Origin of the sequence: Hanstruepera ponticola (genome assembly GCF_012931685.1) — a bacterium.
Classification (GTDB): Bacteria; Bacteroidota; Bacteroidia; order Flavobacteriales; family Flavobacteriaceae; genus Hanstruepera; species Hanstruepera ponticola.
In genome coordinates, this window is record NZ_JABANC010000005.1 from 1 (window position 1) to 18,662 (window position 18,662).

The following is an 18,662-nucleotide window of genomic DNA, read 5'->3' on the forward strand; positions in this document are numbered from 1 at the left end:
ATGTCTATGAACTTTTTCTCTCGGTTCTTAAGGCGTTTATCTCTTAAGCGGGTGCAAATATAAATACTCTTTTTTTTACCCACAAACGTTTTTGAAAAAAAATTAAAATTATTTTTTAACCCCTCACAAAAAACCAATAATAATCCCTGAACCTTTTCGTTTACTTCACTAATGTGACGCTAACGAGGGCGCAAATATACAACCCTTTCTATCTTCTAAACAAACTTTTTTTTACCTTTTTTATAAAGTATTTTTTAAGCCCTTGTTTTCAATAAGTTGCAACTTAAAATAATTATATAATTACTCCATAGTATATATTGTATGTCAATTAATAACCTATTATCTTTGCGTCTTCAAAATATGACATATATATAATGATAGAAATTACATTACCAGATGGTAGTATAAAATCGGTTGAAAAGAATACCACTCCTATGGATGTGGCTAAATCTATAAGTGAAGGGTTGGCTAGAAATGTTATTTCGGCTAAATTCAACGACACAATAGTTGAAACTAAAACACCCTTAACCGAAAACGGCAGTCTTATATTGTATACATGGAATGACGACCAAGGTAAAAAAGCCTTCTGGCATTCATCTGCTCATATACTAGCTCAAGCTATTGAAGAATTATACCCTTTAGCCAAACTATGGGTAGGGCCAGCCATTGAAAATGGGTTTTATTATGATATAGATTTAGGTAACGATACCATTTCGGAAAAAGACTTTAAAACTATTGAAAATAAGATGCTGGAAATAGCTCGTGGAAAACATGAGTTTAATATGCGTTCAGTAACAAAAGATGAAGCCTTATCCTATTACAAAGGTAATAATGAATATAAAGTTGAATTAGTTAATGGCTTGGAAGATGGAACCATTACGTTTTGCGACCATTCTACTTTTACCGATTTATGTCGTGGTGGACATATTCCTAATACTGGAATTGTCAAAGCTGTAAAAATATTAAGTGTAGCTGGTGCCTATTGGAAAGGTGATGAAAACAACAAACAGTTAACTCGTGTTTATGGGATTTCTTTTCCAAAACAAAAAGAACTAACTGAATATTTAGAACTGCTTGAAGAGGCCAAAAAGCGTGACCATAGAAAACTTGGTAAAGAACTTGATCTGTTTACTTTTTCACAAAAGGTTGGACAAGGGCTACCATTATGGCTCCCTAAAGGAGCAGCATTGAGAGAACGATTAGAGAATTTCTTGAAAAGTGCTCAAAAGAAAGCTGGTTATGAAATGGTTGTAACACCACATATTGGTCAAAAAGAGCTTTATGTAACATCTGGACATTACGCTAAATATGGTGAAGATAGCTTTCAACCCATTCATACTCCAAAAGAAGATGAAGAATTTTTATTAAAACCTATGAATTGTCCTCACCATTGTGAGATTTACAAAAACAACCAATGGTCTTATAAAGATTTACCGAAGCGTTTTGCTGAATTTGGAACTGTATATCGCTATGAACAGAGTGGTGAGTTGCATGGATTAACTAGAGTGCGTGGCTTCACACAAGATGACGCGCATTTATTTTGTACGCCAGATCAACTAGACAAAGAATTTAAAGATGTTATTGATTTGGTACTTTATGTATTTGGATCACTAGGATTTGAAAATTTCACAGCTCAAGTTTCTCTGCGAGATCCTGAAAATCCAGAAAAATATATAGGTAGTGACGAAAATTGGGAAAAGGCAGAATCTGCTATTCTGAATGCAGCAAAAGATAAAGGTCTTAATTATGTTGTTGAAACTGGTGAAGCTGCCTTTTATGGTCCAAAATTAGATTTCATGGTAAAAGATGCACTTGGCAGACAATGGCAGTTGGGAACCATTCAAGTTGATTACAACCTTCCTGAACGTTTCGATTTAACTTACAAAGGCAGTGATAATGAATTACACAGACCCGTAATGATTCACCGAGCTCCGTTTGGAAGTATGGAACGTTTTGTAGCTATCTTGCTAGAACATACGGCAGGAAATTTCCCATTATGGCTAGTTCCAGATCAAGTTATTGTACTGTCAATTAGTGAGAAATATGAAAAATACGCTAAAAAAGTTTTAAATTTGTTAGAAAATCACGAAATTCGCGCCCTAATTGACAATAGGAACGAGACGATGGGTAAAAAAATTCGGGAAGCCGAAATGAAAAAAATCCCATATATGATAATTGTTGGTGAGAATGAAGAACAGGAGGATAAGATTTCTGTTCGTCAACATGGAGGTGAAGATCTTGGCATGATAAGTGTACTAGATTTTGCACAAATTGTTGAGAATGAAATAAATAAAAATTTAAAACAATTTTAAAAATAAGTTAAACTAAAATTATAAAGCCATAGCAATACGTAGAAGAAGACAAGCTCCAAGGCGAGTAAATCAGGAAGATCAACACAGAATCAACTCTAAAATTAGAGCAGAAAAAGTACGCTTAGTAGGTGATAATGTTGAAGTAGGAATCTATCCAACGAAACAAGCACTAACAATAGCTGATGAACAGGGTTTAGACCTTGTAGAAATTTCACCAAAAGCAGATCCACCTGTATGTAAAGTAATGGATTATAAAAAGTTTCTTTATGAGCAAAAGAAACGTGAAAAGGCTTTGAAAGCAAAGGCTTCTAAAGTAGTAGTGAAAGAAATTCGTTTTGGTCCACAAACCGATGATCACGATTACGAGTTTAAAAAGAAGCATGCTGAAAAGTTCTTAAAAGAAGGTGCTAAATTAAAAGCTTTTGTGTTCTTTAAAGGACGTTCAATTGTCTTTAAAGAACAAGGTCAAATTTTACTATTACGTCTAGCACAAGATTTAGAGGAAATTGGTAAAGTAGAGCAAATGCCGAAATTAGAAGGTAAACGTATGACCATGTTTATAGCCCCTAAAAAAACGAAATAAAAATCCTGAATAATTCAGGTTTAAAATAATAAGCGAAGTAAATTAAACTAGGAAGAAAAGATGCCTAAAATGAAAACGAAATCTAGTGCCAAAAAGAGATTTAAAATCACTGGTACTGGAAAAATTAAAAGAAAGCACGCTTTTAAAAGTCATATCTTAACAAAGAAGTCTAAAAAGCGTAAGTTAGCATTAACTCATAGTACTTTGGTACATGATCATGATGTTGACAGCATTAAAGAACAATTACGTTTAAAGTAATAACGTTCGGTTAAATTATTTATAAACCCTGGAGTTAGGCTCAATTAAAGTATCGGAAACGGTCGCCTACTACAAAAACAATTAAAATTATGCCAAGATCAGTAAATTCTGTAGCAAAAAGAGCCAGAAGAAAAAAGGTTCTTAAACAAGCAAAAGGTTACTTTGGACGTCGTAAAAACGTTTGGACAGTAGCAAAAAATGCGGTTGATAAAGCGATGCAATACTCGTATAGAGACCGTAGAAACAAAAAGAGAACATTCCGTGCCTTATGGATTACACGTATTAATGCAGGTGCCAGACAACACGGTATGTCTTATTCGCAGTTTATGGGTAAATTAAAAGCTAACAATATCGAATTAAACCGTAAGGTTTTAGCCGATTTAGCTATGAATAACCCAGAAGCATTTGCGGCAATAGTAAACAAAGTAAAGTAAGGCGTTTCGCCTATTGTAAAACATATTTCGCTTATAAAAACCGACTCATATGAGTCGGTTTTTTTTTAATCAAAATTCTAGATTTTTTTAATAATAATTGCCTCGAGAAACAAAAAGATAAAAACCATAACTTTACACTCATGGATTATGTTATTATTTGTTTGGTCGCTTTTGTTGCGTCAATTTTAACCTTCTTTTCCGGATTTGGGCTAGGAACTATTTTATTACCTGCCTTTTCATTATTCTTCCCTGTTGAAATCGCTATAGCTCTAACAGGTGTAGTACATTTTTTCAATAATATTTATAAGCTATTTCTGGTCGGTAAAAATGCAAACAAAAATGTGCTTATTTATTTTGGAATTCCAGCAGTTATCGCTTCATTTCTTGGTGCTTATTTGCTAATAAATATAACTGATTTAACACCTTTGTATGAATATACAATCGGTAACAAGCTGTTTATTATTACACCAGTAAAGCTTATCATAGCTATACTACTGATTGCTTTTGCTATTATTGAGCTTCTACCTTTCTTAAAAAAACTAAACTTTAAGAAAAAGCATCTACCAATTGGTGGTTTTTTAAGCGGTTTTTTTGGTGGTCTTTCAGGTCATCAAGGTGCGTTAAGAAGTGCCTTCTTAATTAATGCAGGTCTGACTAAAGAAGTTTTTATCGGTTCTGCAGTTGTCATTTCGGCTTTTGTGGATTTTACTAGAATATCCATGTATTCAACACGTTTTTTAGAATCTGGGCTAAATGATAATATTCCACTTATACTTTGTGCAACTATTTCAGCCATTGTTGGGGCCTATTTTGGGAATAAAATGTTGAAAAAAGTCACTCTAGAATTTATCCAAAAGTTAGTAGCAGTATTACTTATTGCAATATCAATTGCGCTAGGCGTAGGATTACTTTAGGTTTTTTGCTTTTTCTTTTTAGCAGCTGGAAACAAAACATTATTCAATATTAACCGATAACCAGGAGATGTTGGATATAAATCTAATTCTGTTTTAGGGTCTCCTACTCTATGCGTATAATCTTCAGGGTCATGGCCTCCATAAAATGTAAAGAACCCTTTCCCTTTAATACCATGGATATATTTGGCTTCGCCATTGGTTTTATTTTCACCCATAACCAATACATTAGATTTTATTTCATCTCTTGTAAATGCTGTTGTTTGGCCCATAAAACCTTTAACTAGAGCTGTATGATTCTGACAAAGCATAGTTGGAATTGGATCCCATTTAGCCGAAAAATCCATAAGTGTAAAATAATCAGTCATTTTTGGAATTCTTCGTTTTTGAGTCATATCAATTGATGAAAATTCATAAACCATCGGACTTCGCTCTAAAGTAAAATCTTTGAAAGCGAAAGTTCTATTATATTCAATTTTCGATTGATAACTTGGGTCACTAGGGTCTCCATCAAACATAGGCTCACAAATATCAACTCCTTCGGCCGACAAAGCAATATCAAAACTATCAGTAGCACTACACATGGCGAACATAAAGCCGCCACCTATAACATAATCTCTTATTTTTTTTGCCACTGCTAATTTCTCTTCGGAAACCTTATCAAATCCTAATTTCGTTGCCAAAGCTTCAGCTTCTTTCTTTTCTTCAATATACCAGGCTGCGGTTCGATAATTGGCATAAAATTTACCATATTGTCCTGTGAAATCTTCGTGATGTAGATGAAGCCAATCAAATAATAATAACCCATCTTCCAGAACCTCTTCGTCGTAAATAGTTTCGTAAGGGATTTCAGCGTATGTTAAAACCATAGTTACCGCATCATCCCAAGGTAGTTTACCTTTAGGTGTATAGACAGCTATTTTAGGTGCTTTTTCCAAGACCACTGCTTCCATATTTTTACTTGGACTACTGATCTCTTCTAAAATGGATTCTGCTTTGGAGTTAGAAAGCACTTCAAAGGAAACCCCTCTAATTTGACATTCCTTCTGAATGCGTTCAGAATCTGGTAATAAAAAAGAACCTCCTCTATAATTTAATAACCATTTTACTTTGAGTTGTTGCTCAAGTGTCCAATAGGTAATTCCATAAGCTTTTAAATGATTTTTTTGAGTCTCGGCATCCATAGGAATGAGAATATAGGATGCAAACGTCTTAATAGACAGGAGCATAAATACTACAAGTAATATCTTTTTCATAATCGAAATATACTCAAAAAATATACCTTTTCAATCGTTTTAAAACAAATTTAACCTTGCATTGTTAGTGCTTACCAGATAATAAGTTGGCAATAACTTTGGTATTAGGGAATTGTTCTAACATAATTTTTAAAAAAACTGTAATAGGTATGGACATAATCAGTCCTGGAACACCCCAAATATAACCCCATAGCATAAGCATTACCAGAACTGTTATAACATTTAATGAAAATGACTTACCCATAAATATAGGCTCAAGTATCGTACCGAATAGCACCTGAACACTGGTTATAGCCACTACAAAAAAGAATAATGTGCTTGTTGGATCTAACTCGATGAATGCAAAAATTGATAGCATTACTACTGTTATTATGGAGCCAACCATTTGAACGAAATTTATTAGAAAAGCAAAAAGTCCCCAAAATATAGGGAAACTCACTCCAAATATATAACAGGCTAAACCTGTACATATTCCTGTAGCAGCACTTACCAGAAACTTAACTTTTATAAATGTAATAAGGTCTTTTTCAATTTTCACAAAAGTCTTTACAGAGGTATGCTTCTGCTTAAGCACAATAGTGTTTAGTACTTTTTGAATATTAATAGATTCTGCCAACCATAAGACTACAAAAAAAGCAGTCATTAAAATCATGGTTATTGTTTTACGAATAAATTCGATAGTTACACTGATGTTTTCTGTATGAATAAACTCTTTTAGGACACTTTTCTTGTCTTCAATTTGAAACCCAAAAGTTTCTTGCGCAGTTAATAACAATAAATCAAACTTTTCTTCAGCCTTTACAAAAAAATCAGTTTCAGAATTTAATATTTCACGGCTAGATATTTGAACCAGCTCAACTCCTATTTTCATTCCACCGGCAATAATTAAAGCAACTATTATAATACTTACTGCTTTAGGCACCTTTTTTTTACCAAGCCATCTCATTAGCGGTAAAAACAGCAGAGCGATAAACATTGAAAAAATAAGTGGTATGAATATGAACGATAATATCTTTAATAAATAGAACACCAGTGGTATTACTATTATTAATAACAATATATTAGTGGTTCTTCTCTGTTCCATGATTTACGATTAGGGCTAGTTACAATAAAAACTAAAAAGGCACATCATTATCCTCTTCTGGCGCACCAAAAGCGTCATTTGGACTTGGAAAATTATCGGGCTTGAATGTGTTATCATTTGCGGCATCATTCATTTTTGAATGAAACTCATGGTCAAATGGCGTGTCAAAATCATCCAAATTATCAAATTTACCTAAATGCCCAATAAACTTCAGTCTGATATTTTCAAGTCCACCGTTTCTGTGTTTTGCTACAATAAATTCTGCTTGACCTTCAGTTGGCGAACGTTCTTCATCATCCCATTCGTCAATTTTATAATATTCAGGTCGGTAGATAAAACTAACGATATCAGCATCTTGCTCAATAGCACCAGATTCACGTAAATCAGAGAGCAATGGACGTTTGCTACCACCTCGCGTTTCAACTGCACGAGACAGCTGCGAAAGTGCAATGACTGGCACGTCTAATTCTTTTGCCAATGCTTTCAAGTTTCTTGAAATCATAGAAATTTCCTGCTCACGATTACCACCATGACTACTACCACCAGTCATCAACTGCAAGTAATCAATCATAATCAATTTAATACCATGTTGGGATGATAAACGCCTGGCTTTTGCACGTAAATCAAAAATAGATAAAGAAGGCGTATCATCTATAAATAAAGGTGCCTTTTCTAATCCTTTTACTTTAACGTTTAATTGTTCCCATTCATGCTTTTCCAATTTTCCAGTACGCAATTTTTCAGATGATAAACCTGTTTCACTAGAAATCAATCTAGTAATTAATTGTACTGAAGCCATCTCTAATGAAAAGAATGCCACTGGAATGTTTTGATCAACAGCAATATTCCTCGCCATAGATAGGGTGAGTGCTGTTTTACCCATACCTGGACGAGCTGCAACAATTATTAAATCTGAAGGTTGCCAACCAGATGTGAGCTTATCAAGTTTGCCAAATCCTGTAGGAATACCACTTAAGCCTTCTTTATTGGAGATTTCTTCAATCTTCTTTTTTGCTTGAATAACTAGATCTTGAGCCGTTTCACTTGATTTTTTTATGTTTCCTTGTGTAACTTCATAAAGTTTAGATTCTGCTTTATCTAATAAATCAAAGACGTCTTTGGTTTCGTCATAGGAATCTTCAATAATTTCATTCGAAATTTTAATCAAACTACGCTGAATAAACTTCTGTAGAATTATACGTGCATGGAACTCAATATGTGCTGAAGATGAGACCTTTTGTGTCAATGAAATGAGGTAAAAATCACCTCCAGAAACTTCCAATCTTGAATTTTTCTTTAATTGGCTCGAAACGGTTAATAAGTCAATAGGCTCACTATTCTCAAATAGTTGAAATATTGCCTCAAAAATATGTTGATGGGCTTCTTTATAAAAAGCATCAGGGCTCAAAATATCAATAACCTCATCGACTCCTTTTTTATCGATCATCATTGCTCCAAGCACAACCTCCTCTAAATCAATTGCTTGAGGAGGTATTTTCCCTTTTTCAAGATTAATTAGAGTGCTTTTATCTACTTGATATCCTTTAATTTGGTTTGGTTGTTTCATGTTGACGAAAGTAGTTAAAACAACGCTATATTAGAAGCGTCAAAGAAGTTACATTGTTAACCGTAAATTAACAATCTAACTGTTAATAAGTTGATTTTATTGTTAATAAGCATAAAAAAATCTGAAATACAAAATTTCAGATTTATAGGTTGTATGATTATAGGGAAGTTACCCTTTAAAAACACCCATTTCCAAATATTTTTCCATTCTATTTGACACCAAATCTTTTGGTGATAAGTTTTTTAATTCATCATGAGTTTTCAAAATAGTATCTCTAACCGCTAAATATGTTTTTTCACGATCATTGTGAGCACCACCAAGTGGTTCTTTAATAATTTCATCAACCAGTTTCAATCGCTTCATATCTTTTGCCGTTAACTTCAGAGCATCTGCTGCTTGTTCTTTATATTCCCAACTTCTCCAAAGAATGGATGAACAGGATTCAGGTGAAATAACAGAATACCAAGTATTTTCAAGCATAAGAACTCTATCTCCTACACCTATACCCAAAGCACCTCCAGAAGCACCTTCACCAATTATAACCGTAATGATTGGTACTTTTAGGCGTGTCATTTCCAAGATATTTCTGGCAATGGCTTCACCTTGCCCACGTTCTTCGGCTTCAAGTCCTGGATAAGCACCAGGTGTATCAATTAAAGTAATAACAGGTATTCCAAACTTTTCGGCAGATTTCATTAATCTTAAAGCCTTTCTATAGCCTTCAGGATTTGCCATTCCAAAATTGCGATATTGTCTGGTTTTGGTATTATATCCTTTTTGTTGACCAACAATCATAAAACTTTGATCTCCGATTTTTCCCAAACCACCAATCATGGCTTTATCATCCTTAACGTTTCTATCACCATGTAATTCCAAAAAGGAATCACCACAAAGCGCTTTGATATAATCTAAAGTATAAGGCCTGTTAGGGTGACGAGACATTTGTACACGCTGCCAAGGCGTTAAGTTTTTATATATCTCTTTTTTGGTAGCTAATAATTTTTTTTCAATCTGTTTACAGGTCTCTGTAACATCAACATCACTTTCTTCACCAATAACCTGACATTTTTCTAGTTGCTCTTCTAATTCTTTAATAGGAAGTTCAAATTCTAAATATTCCATAGAAATTTGTAATTAAATTTTAGTTAGTGTACAAATATAAAAACTTTAATTGTCTTAAAATGTTATGAGAGTTTTCTTTTTGCTTTTTTCGTATTCTTTAAGATTCCATTAATTAAAACCACACTAATAATAACAATAGCTCCGATATAAAAATCCAAACTCATTTTTTCCTTTTCAGGAAAAATAATTATAGCTAATACAATCCCATAAATAGGTTCTAAATTATAAGTTAATACAACTGTATAAGGACTAATATATCGCATAACATATACTGAAGCAATAAAGGCATAAGCTGTGCAGATAGATGCTAAAATAAATAAGTAAATAAAATCTGAAAGATGTAAAGTAAAGAATATTTGAGAAAAACCGTTTTTAGCAATAAACAAATAAACACTTATGAAAAGTACACCACTTATAAATTCATAAAAGGTAATTACAGTTGCTGTATGTTTCTCTAAAAATTTCCCATTTAACACAGCAAACATTGATGAAAAAAAAGCTGAAATAATGCCTAGAACAATTCCTAATAAATGTTTAAGCTCACTCTGCGTTATAATATAAACTCCTACAATTACGATTACTCCAAAAACAATTTCGTACCAAATAATTTTTCGTTTGTAAATCATAGGCTCTATCAAAGATGCAAAAAATGCACCCGTTGAAAACATGGCTAGTGCGATTGAAATGTTAGAAGCCTTAATTGACCCAAAAAAAGTAATCCAATGCAATGCGATTAAAATACCTGCAAAACTTAATTTTAAAATGGATTTAAAAGGAATCTTGACGTTTGCTTTAGAAAAATAAGCATACAATCCTATAAAGACAAGAGCAAATAGCATACGATACCATACCAATGGTATAGCTTCAATTGTGATAAGTTGACCGAGAATAGCTGTAAATCCTGCAATAAACACCAGAACATGAAGGTGTAAGTAATTTTTTAGCTTATCGTTTGGCATTATACAGTAAATAAGCAGCTAAAATACCAAATAATACATTTGGAAACCACACAGCCACTAAAGGTGGAAAATCTGATTGCGATGCCAAAACTCCAAAGATTTTATCAAAAAACACAAAGACCATTGCAATACATATCCCAAAAGCTAGGTTTACTCCCATTCCACCACGACGTTTTATAGAAGAAACTGCCACCGCAATAATAGTTAAAATAAATACCGAGACAGGCAAACTCCATTTTCTATATTGCACCAATTTATAGCGACTAATATATGATGAGCCTCGTTTTTCTTCCTTTTCAATAAATTTGTTTAACTCGCCATATGGCAGCGTTTCTGCAATGTATTCTACCGGAGTTAAATCTTCTAAATCAAAACTAAAAAGCGTATCCTTTCTTCTAGCATTTTCAATAATATCTCCATTTTCTCCAATAGTGCGCTTTACATAAGACATTAAACGATAGGTAGTATCCTTTTCCATATACCTTATGGAATTGGCACTAATTTTATAGACCAATTCGTTATCAACAATATGCTCTAAAGTGAAATTTTGTCCAAGATTTTGCTTGGCATCAAAGCTACTAACATATATGTAATCGTTATCATTTATTTGCCTAAATACATTTTGATTATCAACGGCACTTTTGTTATTCTTTAAATATTTGTAATTAAAATCATTAAACCCTTTACTAGCCATAGGTGCCAAATAGAGTCCTAACGCCAATGCCAATATTGATACGATAAGCGCACCAAACATATAAGGTCTTAAAAAACGTGAGAAAGACACTCCAGAACTTAAGAAAGCAATAACCTCGGTATTATTGGCCAATTTGGATGTAAACCAAATAACCGAAAGGAATAAAAACAGTGGAAACAGTAAATGCGCAAAGTAAATAGTAAAGTCTAAAAAATATAACATAACCTCACTAAACGGCACTTTGTTTTCTAGAATTTTTCCAATTTTTTCAGCTAAATGAACTGTTATACCAATGGGAATGAATAACAGCAACATTACAAAAAATGTAAACAAATAGCGCTTTAGTATGTACCAATCTAAAATCTTCATTTTGACTACAAACGATTATCCATTTGCTTTACCATTTTATCTTTCCAAACTTTAAAATCACCAGCTAATATATGTTTTCTTGCTTCACGAACCAACCACATGTAAAACCCTAGATTATGAATGGTAGCTATCTGTTTGCCCAATAGCTCATTGACTGTAAATAAATGTCTGACATAAGCTTTAGAATATTCGTTATCTACAAAGGTTATACCCATTTCATCTAAAGGTGAAAAATCATCTTTCCATTTAAGATTTTTAATGTTTATAGTACCATGTGCTGTAAAAAGCATACCATTTCTCGCATTACGAGTAGGCATTACACAATCAAACATATCCACTCCAAGTGCAATATTTTCCAGAATATTTATTGGTGTACCAACACCCATTAAATACCTTGGTTTTTCTTCAGGAAGAATATTGGTTACCACTTCAGTCATTTCGTACATTTCTTCGGCAGGTTCTCCAACCGATAATCCTCCAATGGCATTGCCTACAGCTCCCGCGTTTGCTATATATTCTGCTGATTGTTTTCTTAAATCCTTATAAGTACTACCTTGAACAATGGGAAAAAAAGCTTGATTATAATCATACTTCAAAGGCGTTTTTTCTAAATGATTAATACACCTGTCCAACCACCTGTGAGTCATATGCATTGAGCGTTTAGCATAGTTATAGTCACAAGGATATGGTGTACACTCATCAAAAGCCATGATAATATCAGCTCCAATAACCCGCTGAATTTCCATAACATTCTCTGGTGTAAATGTATGGTAACTACCGTCAATATGCGATTTGAATTTGACCCCTTCTTCTTTAATTTTTCTGTTGGCTGAAAGCGAATACACTTGATAGCCTCCAGAATCGGTCAAAATATTTCGATCCCAATTCATAAATTTATGCAAACCACCAGCTTGCTCCAAAATATCAGTTTGTGGTCTTAAGTAAAGATGATAGGTATTACCTAAAATTATATCTGGATTTATGTCATTTTTCAGCTCTCGCTGATGAACACCTTTTACAGAAGCTACTGTTCCTACAGGCATAAAAATTGGTGTTTCAATTTTGCCGTGATCTGTTGTTATAACTCCTGCTCGGGCTTTTGACTGTAGATCTCTTCCTTTTAATTCAAATTTCATATTCAATAAATGATGAAGGGACAAAGATAATTAACTGAATAATTTAAGCGTTACAATTGTAATTAAATTAACTTATTAACAATAGCGATACCTTGTTAACAATACAAATCATTTTCTTTTATAAGCTATGATAAAAACATATTTTTGCACCCATAAAAATGTAATTACCTATCATGGCAAATATTCAACAATTAGAAGATTTAACAACCCAAGTGCGCAGAGACATTTTAAGAATGGTTCATAAAGTAAATTCTGGTCATCCAGGAGGTTCTTTAGGTTGTGCAGAATTTTTTGTAGCACTCTATAATGACATCATGGAACGTCATGATGATTTTGAAATGGACGGTATTGGTGAAGATTTATTCTTCCTTTCCAACGGTCATATTTCGCCTGTATATTATAGTGTTTTAGCTAGATCTGGATATTTTCCTGTTGAAGAATTAAATACGTTCAGAATCATAGATTCAAGACTGCAAGGTCATCCAACTACCCACGAAGGGTTACCTGGTATTCGTATTGCTTCAGGGTCTTTAGGTCAAGGTATGTCAGTTGCTCTTGGTGCAGCACAAGCCAAAAAACTAAATAATGATTCACATTTAATTTACAGCTTACATGGTGATGGTGAATTGCAGGAAGGACAAAACTGGGAAGCTATCATGTATGCTGCAGGTAACAATGTTGACAATATAATTGCAACCATAGATTTAAACGGACAGCAAATTGATGGACCAACAGACGTTGTATTACCATTGGGTAATGTTAAAGAAAAATTTGAAGCATTTGGATGGACTGTTATTGAAATTAATCAAGGTAATAATCTTGAAGAAATTTTAAAAGGCATGAAGGTTGCAAAATCTAAAACAGGACAAGGAAAACCTGTTTGTGTACTGCTTAAAACCGTTATGGGAAATGGCGTAGATTTTATGATGCACACCCATGCATGGCATGGTAAAGCCCCAAATGATGAGCAATTAGAAATTGGATTGGCACAGAATGCAGAAACTTTAGGGGATTATTAAATGATAAGAGTATTTTTATTAGTATTAGTCTTTGTAACTTCAAATTTAACGTTCTCTCAAGATAATTTGAAGAGAAGTTATTATTTTGATGTAGTAACAATTTCTAATACAAAAAACTACTCCAATGGATTTATGGGTAAAACCATTTTATTCCAAAATCAAAAGGACTCAACCTATAGTCTTTACATGAGGATTAACAACTCTATGAGAGAGGTAAGATTAAGTGATCGTAAAGAGAAAAACTCAATAAGCTTCGACATGAATTTTGAATATAAGTCGGTTGAAGACCTAAATAAGTTAAATAATTCAAAACTATACACTGTTGTAAATTATGGCAAAAGTAAGAATTACAAAAACTATGTTGAAGAATTTGAATTTGAGACAGATTCAATAAACCACAAAACAATTATTCATTTAACTAGTTTTAAAAATTCAAAAAGAAAGAAAATCATTTCAGAACATTACTATTTCTTTGGGTTAAACGATAATTATGATATAAATAGTCCTAATTCGATTAAAAATTATGTTTCAGAAACCTATAATTTAAAAATTGCTGACCATAAACATTTGGAAAAAATAATACATCTTGAGGATGGTAAAATTTCTTATGAATCAAATAATATTATTATTGATTTAATTGATTTTAATTTTGAATTTAAAATTGACGAAGTCTACCCTAAAAGAAAAACTAATACACCACACTACAATCATATACAACAATGAAAACATACACAAATACAGGAAGTAAAGATACACGTTCAGGCTTTGGAGCTGGCTTAACCGAATTAGGACAAACCAATGAAAATGTCGTTGCACTTTGTGCTGATTTAATAGGTTCCCTTAAAATGGACGATTTTAAAGCCAATCACCCAGATCGTTTTTTTCAAGTTGGAATTGCTGAAGCTAATATGATTGGTCTAGCTGCAGGTTTGACAATTGGTGGTAAAATACCATTTACTGGAACTTTTGCAAACTTTTCCACAGGTCGTGTATATGATCAAATACGTCAGAGTGTTGCTTATTCAGGTAAAAATGTGAAAATCTGCGCTTCGCATGCAGGATTAACTCTTGGTGAAGATGGAGCTACTCATCAAATATTAGAAGACATTGGTCTAATGAAAATGCTACCTGGTATGGTCGTTATTAATCCTTGTGACTACAATCAAACCAAGGCAGCAACTATAGCAATAGCAGAACATAATGGGCCTGTTTATTTGCGTTTTGGCAGACCTAAAGTCGCCAATTTTACTCCAGAGAATCAAACCTTTGAAATTGGTAAAGCTCTACATTTAACAGAAGGGAGTGATGTGACTATAGTAGCCACTGGACATTTAGTTTGGGAGGCTTTAGAAGCTACCAAAGAACTTAATGAAAAAGGTGTTTCTGCCGAAGTCATAAATATTCACACTATAAAACCACTTGATGATAAAGCTATTTTAGAATCTGTTTCAAAAACTGGCTGTATTGTTACAGCTGAAGAACACAATCATCTAGGTGGTTTAGGCGAAAGCGTTGCACGAGTTCTAGCTACCAACAGACCAACACCTCAAGAGTTTGTTGCCACTAATGATACGTTTGGAGAATCTGGCACACCAGCCCAGTTAATGGAAAAGTACGGCCTAAATAGTGATGCCATTGTTAAGGCAGTAGAAAAAGTTATGAAACGAAAATAAAAACTTGTTTATCTCGTTTTATTTGTTGTAATCAAAAAACAACAATTATGAGATATTTAGTTTTAAGCCTTTTGGCTTGTCTTTTATTTACTAATCAGCTACACGCCCAAACAGCAAACGGTTTTGGATTTAAAGGAGGTATAAACTACAATGCTAATGGCGATTACTTTGAATCAATTAACTCCAATGCAAAAAATCCAGAAAGAAATGTCGGTTTTCACTTTGGTGTATTTGGAAAAATTGGTAAACAGATTTATTTTAAACCTGAACTAGTTTATACAAGTACAAAAAGCGATTATGATAACGATAGCTTCAAAATGCAAAAGATTGATGCGCCGCTTTTAGCTGGCATTACATTCTTTAGGCATTTCAATATATTCGCTGGTCCTTCGCTACAATATATATTGGATACAGAATTTGATGGTGTTTCAATTAGTGAAGTTGAAAACGATTTTACGGTTGGCTTAAATTTTGGTGTAGGTTTTAGCTTAAAGAAATTAGGAATTGATTTACGTTATGAACGTGGTTTCAAAGAAAATGAGGCTACTTTTCTTAACAACAATGGATTGGGAATAAGTAGAATAGATACGCGACCCGATCAGTTAATACTAAGCTTGTCTCTAATTCTATAAAAAAAAAGCCGCTGTTCATTGAGGTTCTCAAAATACAGCGGCTTTTTTAAATGAAATTTAAATATTTATTCAGGTGTTGTATTCTTATCTAAATAATCTGGCGTACCATCTCCATTAGAATCTGTAATTATAACAGTGTTCAATGTAAAAGTCCCATCATTATTATCATCTATACTATCAAAAATCTCATTGGCTAAGGCATTATTATCAAAATATGATTGTGCCTCTTCTTCAGACATAAATGGTGTCATTGTATCATCTTCATCATATGACATTAACTCAACTTCATCTTTGGTAAAATAACCATCGCCATCATCATCGTTATCTATGAAATTTGGCCCAAAGTCCCCATCTGTATCATCATCATAAACATCACCATTTTCATTCAAATCCTCTAAAAAAGAAGGAATATTGTCATTATCATGATCTTTAATCACACGCTCATATAAACTAAATTTAAAAATTAAAGGTGTGTAACTATCGACTCCGACAAGTGGTTGGGAAAAATATCCTAATCCAGAAGGAATAAAAACAGCACCAATACCATGATTATGATATGAAACTGTACCATTACCATTGTCAGTAAAACCTGTACTTGTTTTAAATTCAATAATACCTTGCTGAAATCCTTTTACCACGCCAACTTCAGATCCTGCAGTTATCAAATTAAAACCACTTGGTGATACAGCACTGTCAAAAACATACCCTGTTGTCAGACTCCCTTCATAAGTTACAAATGCTTGATCACAAAAATGCACAAGATTACCTTGTCCTTCCCTTACATTTAGGAAATAAAGTTTGTAGTCAATATTTCTATCAGTGACAATTTTAAAATCAACCATGTCAATTAATGGTGTTTTGCTAGGGTCTTCACTTAAAGGTGTAAACTCAATTTGAAAAGAATCGTTAGCTGGACTGTATGGATCTGTAAAGTCAAAATCCTCATAGTTATAAAAATGAGAATTTAAAAATGCTTCAATCTCCGCCAAATCCTCCTCATAAACCACACCTCGATCTCTGTCAGGTATGGCAGTTGGTGTATCATCATCATTATTACATCCAATAAAGAATACAAAACCTAATAATAATGGTAAAGTAAATTTTCTTAATTTCATTATTGCCTATTTTTGTGCAGCAAGATACAATTTTTAAATAATTTTGTGCAATAACATTAACGTAGTTTTTAGACGAATTTTATGCGAATAGATAAGTATTTATGGTGTGTTAGATATTATAAAACAAGGTCACTTGCAACAACCGCATGTAAAAAAGGGCATGTAAGGGTAAATGATGAAATTGTGAAACCTAGCCGAGATGTTTATCCTACAGATAAAATTCAATTACGAAAAGATCAAATTAATTTTACACTAACCATCAATGACATACCTCCCAATCGTGTTGGTGCAAAACTAGTAGACATTTATAGAACTGATACCACACCAAAAGAAGCATTTGCAGCGAATGAATTATTGAAATATTCAAAAGATTATTATAGAAAAAAAGGCTCTGGAAGACCTACAAAAAAAGACAGGCGCGATATTGATGACTTTACTGAAGAAATTGATAGCTAAACACTATATTTTGAGATTTCTATTTTATCTTTGAAAAAATACTAAAAATGAAACCTAGTATCAAGAACACCATATTAGATCATGACGACATTGTGAATAAGATAAGGCGAATTGCCTATCAAATTTATGAGAGCAATGTAGATGAAACAGAAGTGATTTTGGCAGGAATAGATTCGAATGGTTATATTTTGGCGAAGAAATTAAAAACAATATTAACAAAAATATCTCCCATTAATATTATTCTTTGCCGTGTGGAAATTGATAAAAAAAATCCTAGAAACGTAATTAAAACATCTATAAACGCTGAAGATTACAAAAATAAATCAGTGGTACTAATTGATGATGTCCTTAATTCAGGAACAACTTTGGTATATGGTGTAAAACATTTTCTTGATGTACCTTTAAAACGGTTTAAAACAGCTGTATTAGTTAACAGAAACCATAAAAAATATCCTGTAAAAGCTGATTTCAAGGGGATTTCGCTTTCTACTTCATTACATGAGCATATTGACGTCATATTAAAAGCTAAACCCTACGAGGCTTTTTTAAAATAACTTTAAAATAATTTTTTCAATTATTTCACTTGGTTCACCGTTAGCATCAATGGTTAAATCTGCTTTGTTATAAAAATCTTTTCGCTCAAATAGGTGTTTACCAATAAACTCGAGCAACTCATCATTTGAATTTATAAATTTCAACAACGGTCGGTTATGCTTCTCATCAAATAATCGTTTTGATAGTTCTTGTATTGATACTTGTAGATAAATACTTTTAGAACTTTGGCTATTTGAAATCAACTCCATGTTATTTGCATAGCAAGGTGTTCCTCCACCTAGAGCAATTACTGCATTGAGATTCGATTTAATAAGTTCCTTTAAACATGCATTTTCTAACTTCCTAAAATATATTTCTCCTTTTGAATTAAAAATCTGCTCAATAGTTCTCCCCTCTTTCTTTTCAATATAATCGTCTAAATCTACAAATGGCATATCAAGTACCTTACTCAATTTTTGTCCAACATAAGACTTCCCACTACCCATATAACCAAGCAAAAAAATATTCATAAACCTGTTTGAAATTGA

General features: G+C 32.9%; 20 protein-coding genes. 11 read left to right on the forward strand and 9 right to left on the reverse strand.

Annotated features, from left to right (window positions below; genetic code table 11):
- Positions 1-374: 374 nt before the first annotated feature.
- From thrS to HGK31_RS11610, 5 genes are all read left to right on the forward strand, one after another.
- On the forward strand, positions 375-2,312 hold the full coding sequence (thrS, locus tag HGK31_RS11590) for a threonine--tRNA ligase (RefSeq protein ID WP_191860122.1): 1,938 nt from the start codon (positions 375-377) through the stop codon (positions 2,310-2,312).
- 28 nt (positions 2,313-2,340) lie between these two features.
- On the forward strand, positions 2,341-2,895 hold the full coding sequence (gene infC / locus HGK31_RS11595) for a translation initiation factor IF-3 (RefSeq protein WP_205527099.1): 555 nt from the start codon (positions 2,341-2,343) through the stop codon (positions 2,893-2,895).
- 60 nt (positions 2,896-2,955) lie between these two features.
- Complete coding sequence (gene rpmI, locus HGK31_RS11600) at positions 2,956-3,153, forward strand: 50S ribosomal protein L35 (protein WP_104736348.1); 198 nt, start codon at positions 2,956-2,958, stop codon at positions 3,151-3,153.
- An 89-nt stretch (positions 3,154-3,242) separates the two neighbouring features.
- Entirely contained in the window at positions 3,243-3,587 is a 345-nt protein-coding gene (gene rplT / locus HGK31_RS11605; RefSeq protein WP_104736347.1) for a 50S ribosomal protein L20, read from the forward strand.
- Positions 3,588-3,727: 140 nt separating this feature from the next.
- Positions 3,728-4,501: a sulfite exporter TauE/SafE family protein gene (locus tag HGK31_RS11610; protein WP_191860124.1), complete on the forward strand. Its 774-nt coding sequence runs from the start codon at positions 3,728-3,730 to the stop codon at positions 4,499-4,501.
- Here the strand turns inward: HGK31_RS11610 and HGK31_RS11615 are convergent.
- The 7 genes from HGK31_RS11615 to tgt form a co-directional block, all read right to left on the reverse strand.
- Positions 4,498-5,682, reverse strand: a complete 1,185-nt coding sequence (locus HGK31_RS11615) for an asparagine synthetase B (protein ID WP_394368045.1) — start codon at positions 5,680-5,682, stop codon at positions 4,498-4,500. The genes HGK31_RS11610 and HGK31_RS11615 overlap by 4 nt on opposite strands.
- 136 nt (positions 5,683-5,818) lie before the next feature.
- Positions 5,819-6,838 carry an AI-2E family transporter gene (locus tag HGK31_RS11620; RefSeq protein ID WP_191860128.1) on the reverse strand — a complete coding sequence of 340 codons (1,020 nt, stop codon included), beginning with the start codon at positions 6,836-6,838 and terminating at the stop codon, positions 5,819-5,821.
- A 31-nt stretch (positions 6,839-6,869) separates the two neighbouring features.
- Positions 6,870-8,405 (reverse strand): replicative DNA helicase, encoded by a 1,536-nt coding sequence (gene dnaB, locus HGK31_RS11625; RefSeq protein ID WP_104736343.1) that lies wholly within the window; start codon positions 8,403-8,405, stop codon positions 6,870-6,872.
- A gap of 168 nt (positions 8,406-8,573) precedes the next feature.
- Positions 8,574-9,527 carry an acetyl-CoA carboxylase carboxyltransferase subunit alpha gene (locus tag HGK31_RS11630; RefSeq protein WP_191860130.1) on the reverse strand — a complete coding sequence of 318 codons (954 nt, stop codon included), beginning with the start codon at positions 9,525-9,527 and terminating at the stop codon, positions 8,574-8,576.
- A gap of 62 nt (positions 9,528-9,589) precedes the next feature.
- Positions 9,590-10,486 carry a DMT family transporter gene (locus tag HGK31_RS11635; RefSeq protein WP_191860132.1) on the reverse strand — a complete coding sequence of 299 codons (897 nt, stop codon included), beginning with the start codon at positions 10,484-10,486 and terminating at the stop codon, positions 9,590-9,592.
- On the reverse strand, positions 10,473-11,549 hold the full coding sequence (locus tag HGK31_RS11640) for an LptF/LptG family permease (RefSeq protein ID WP_191860134.1): 1,077 nt from the start codon (positions 11,547-11,549) through the stop codon (positions 10,473-10,475). Before HGK31_RS11640 ends, HGK31_RS11635 begins: the two co-directional genes overlap by 14 nt.
- Positions 11,550-11,554: 5 nt before the next feature.
- The gene (tgt, locus tag HGK31_RS11645) at positions 11,555-12,685 is read right to left on the reverse strand and encodes a tRNA guanosine(34) transglycosylase Tgt (protein ID WP_191860136.1); all 1,131 of its coding nucleotides are present in this window, start codon (positions 12,683-12,685) and stop codon (positions 11,555-11,557) included.
- Positions 12,686-12,858: 173 nt separating this feature from the next.
- Here tgt and HGK31_RS11650 point away from each other — a divergent pair, with 173 nt between their 5' ends.
- The 4 genes from HGK31_RS11650 to HGK31_RS11665 are packed head-to-tail and all read left to right on the forward strand — an operon-like array spanning position 12,859 to position 16,009.
- Entirely contained in the window at positions 12,859-13,704 is an 846-nt protein-coding gene (locus tag HGK31_RS11650; protein ID WP_191860138.1) for a transketolase, read from the forward strand.
- Positions 13,705-14,427, forward strand: a complete 723-nt coding sequence (locus HGK31_RS11655; RefSeq protein ID WP_191860140.1) for a hypothetical protein — start codon at positions 13,705-13,707, stop codon at positions 14,425-14,427. It begins immediately after the preceding gene.
- Complete coding sequence (locus HGK31_RS11660) at positions 14,424-15,377, forward strand: transketolase family protein (protein ID WP_191860142.1); 954 nt, start codon at positions 14,424-14,426, stop codon at positions 15,375-15,377. Before HGK31_RS11655 ends, HGK31_RS11660 begins: the two co-directional genes overlap by 4 nt.
- 47 nt (positions 15,378-15,424) lie before the next feature.
- The gene (locus HGK31_RS11665) at positions 15,425-16,009 is read left to right on the forward strand and encodes an outer membrane beta-barrel protein (protein WP_191860143.1); all 585 of its coding nucleotides are present in this window, start codon (positions 15,425-15,427) and stop codon (positions 16,007-16,009) included.
- A gap of 65 nt (positions 16,010-16,074) precedes the next feature.
- On the opposite strand, the gene HGK31_RS11670 is transcribed toward HGK31_RS11665, so the two are convergent.
- Positions 16,075-17,124 carry an FKBP-type peptidyl-prolyl cis-trans isomerase gene (locus tag HGK31_RS11670; RefSeq protein WP_191860145.1) on the reverse strand — a complete coding sequence of 350 codons (1,050 nt, stop codon included), beginning with the start codon at positions 17,122-17,124 and terminating at the stop codon, positions 16,075-16,077.
- Between the two features lie 81 nt (positions 17,125-17,205).
- Between HGK31_RS11670 and HGK31_RS11675 the strand changes: the two genes are divergently transcribed.
- Both HGK31_RS11675 and HGK31_RS11680 read left to right on the forward strand, forming a co-directional pair.
- Positions 17,206-17,580 carry an RNA-binding S4 domain-containing protein gene (locus tag HGK31_RS11675; RefSeq protein WP_191860147.1) on the forward strand — a complete coding sequence of 125 codons (375 nt, stop codon included), beginning with the start codon at positions 17,206-17,208 and terminating at the stop codon, positions 17,578-17,580.
- A gap of 47 nt (positions 17,581-17,627) precedes the next feature.
- Positions 17,628-18,134 (forward strand): phosphoribosyltransferase family protein, encoded by a 507-nt coding sequence (locus HGK31_RS11680; RefSeq protein ID WP_104736333.1) that lies wholly within the window; start codon positions 17,628-17,630, stop codon positions 18,132-18,134.
- Here the strand turns inward: HGK31_RS11680 and HGK31_RS11685 are convergent.
- A complete protein-coding gene (locus tag HGK31_RS11685; protein WP_191860149.1) occupies positions 18,126-18,644 on the reverse strand; it encodes a shikimate kinase in 519 nt (172 codons plus the stop codon). The genes HGK31_RS11680 and HGK31_RS11685 overlap by 9 nt on opposite strands.
- Between the last annotated feature and the right edge of the window lie 18 nt (positions 18,645-18,662).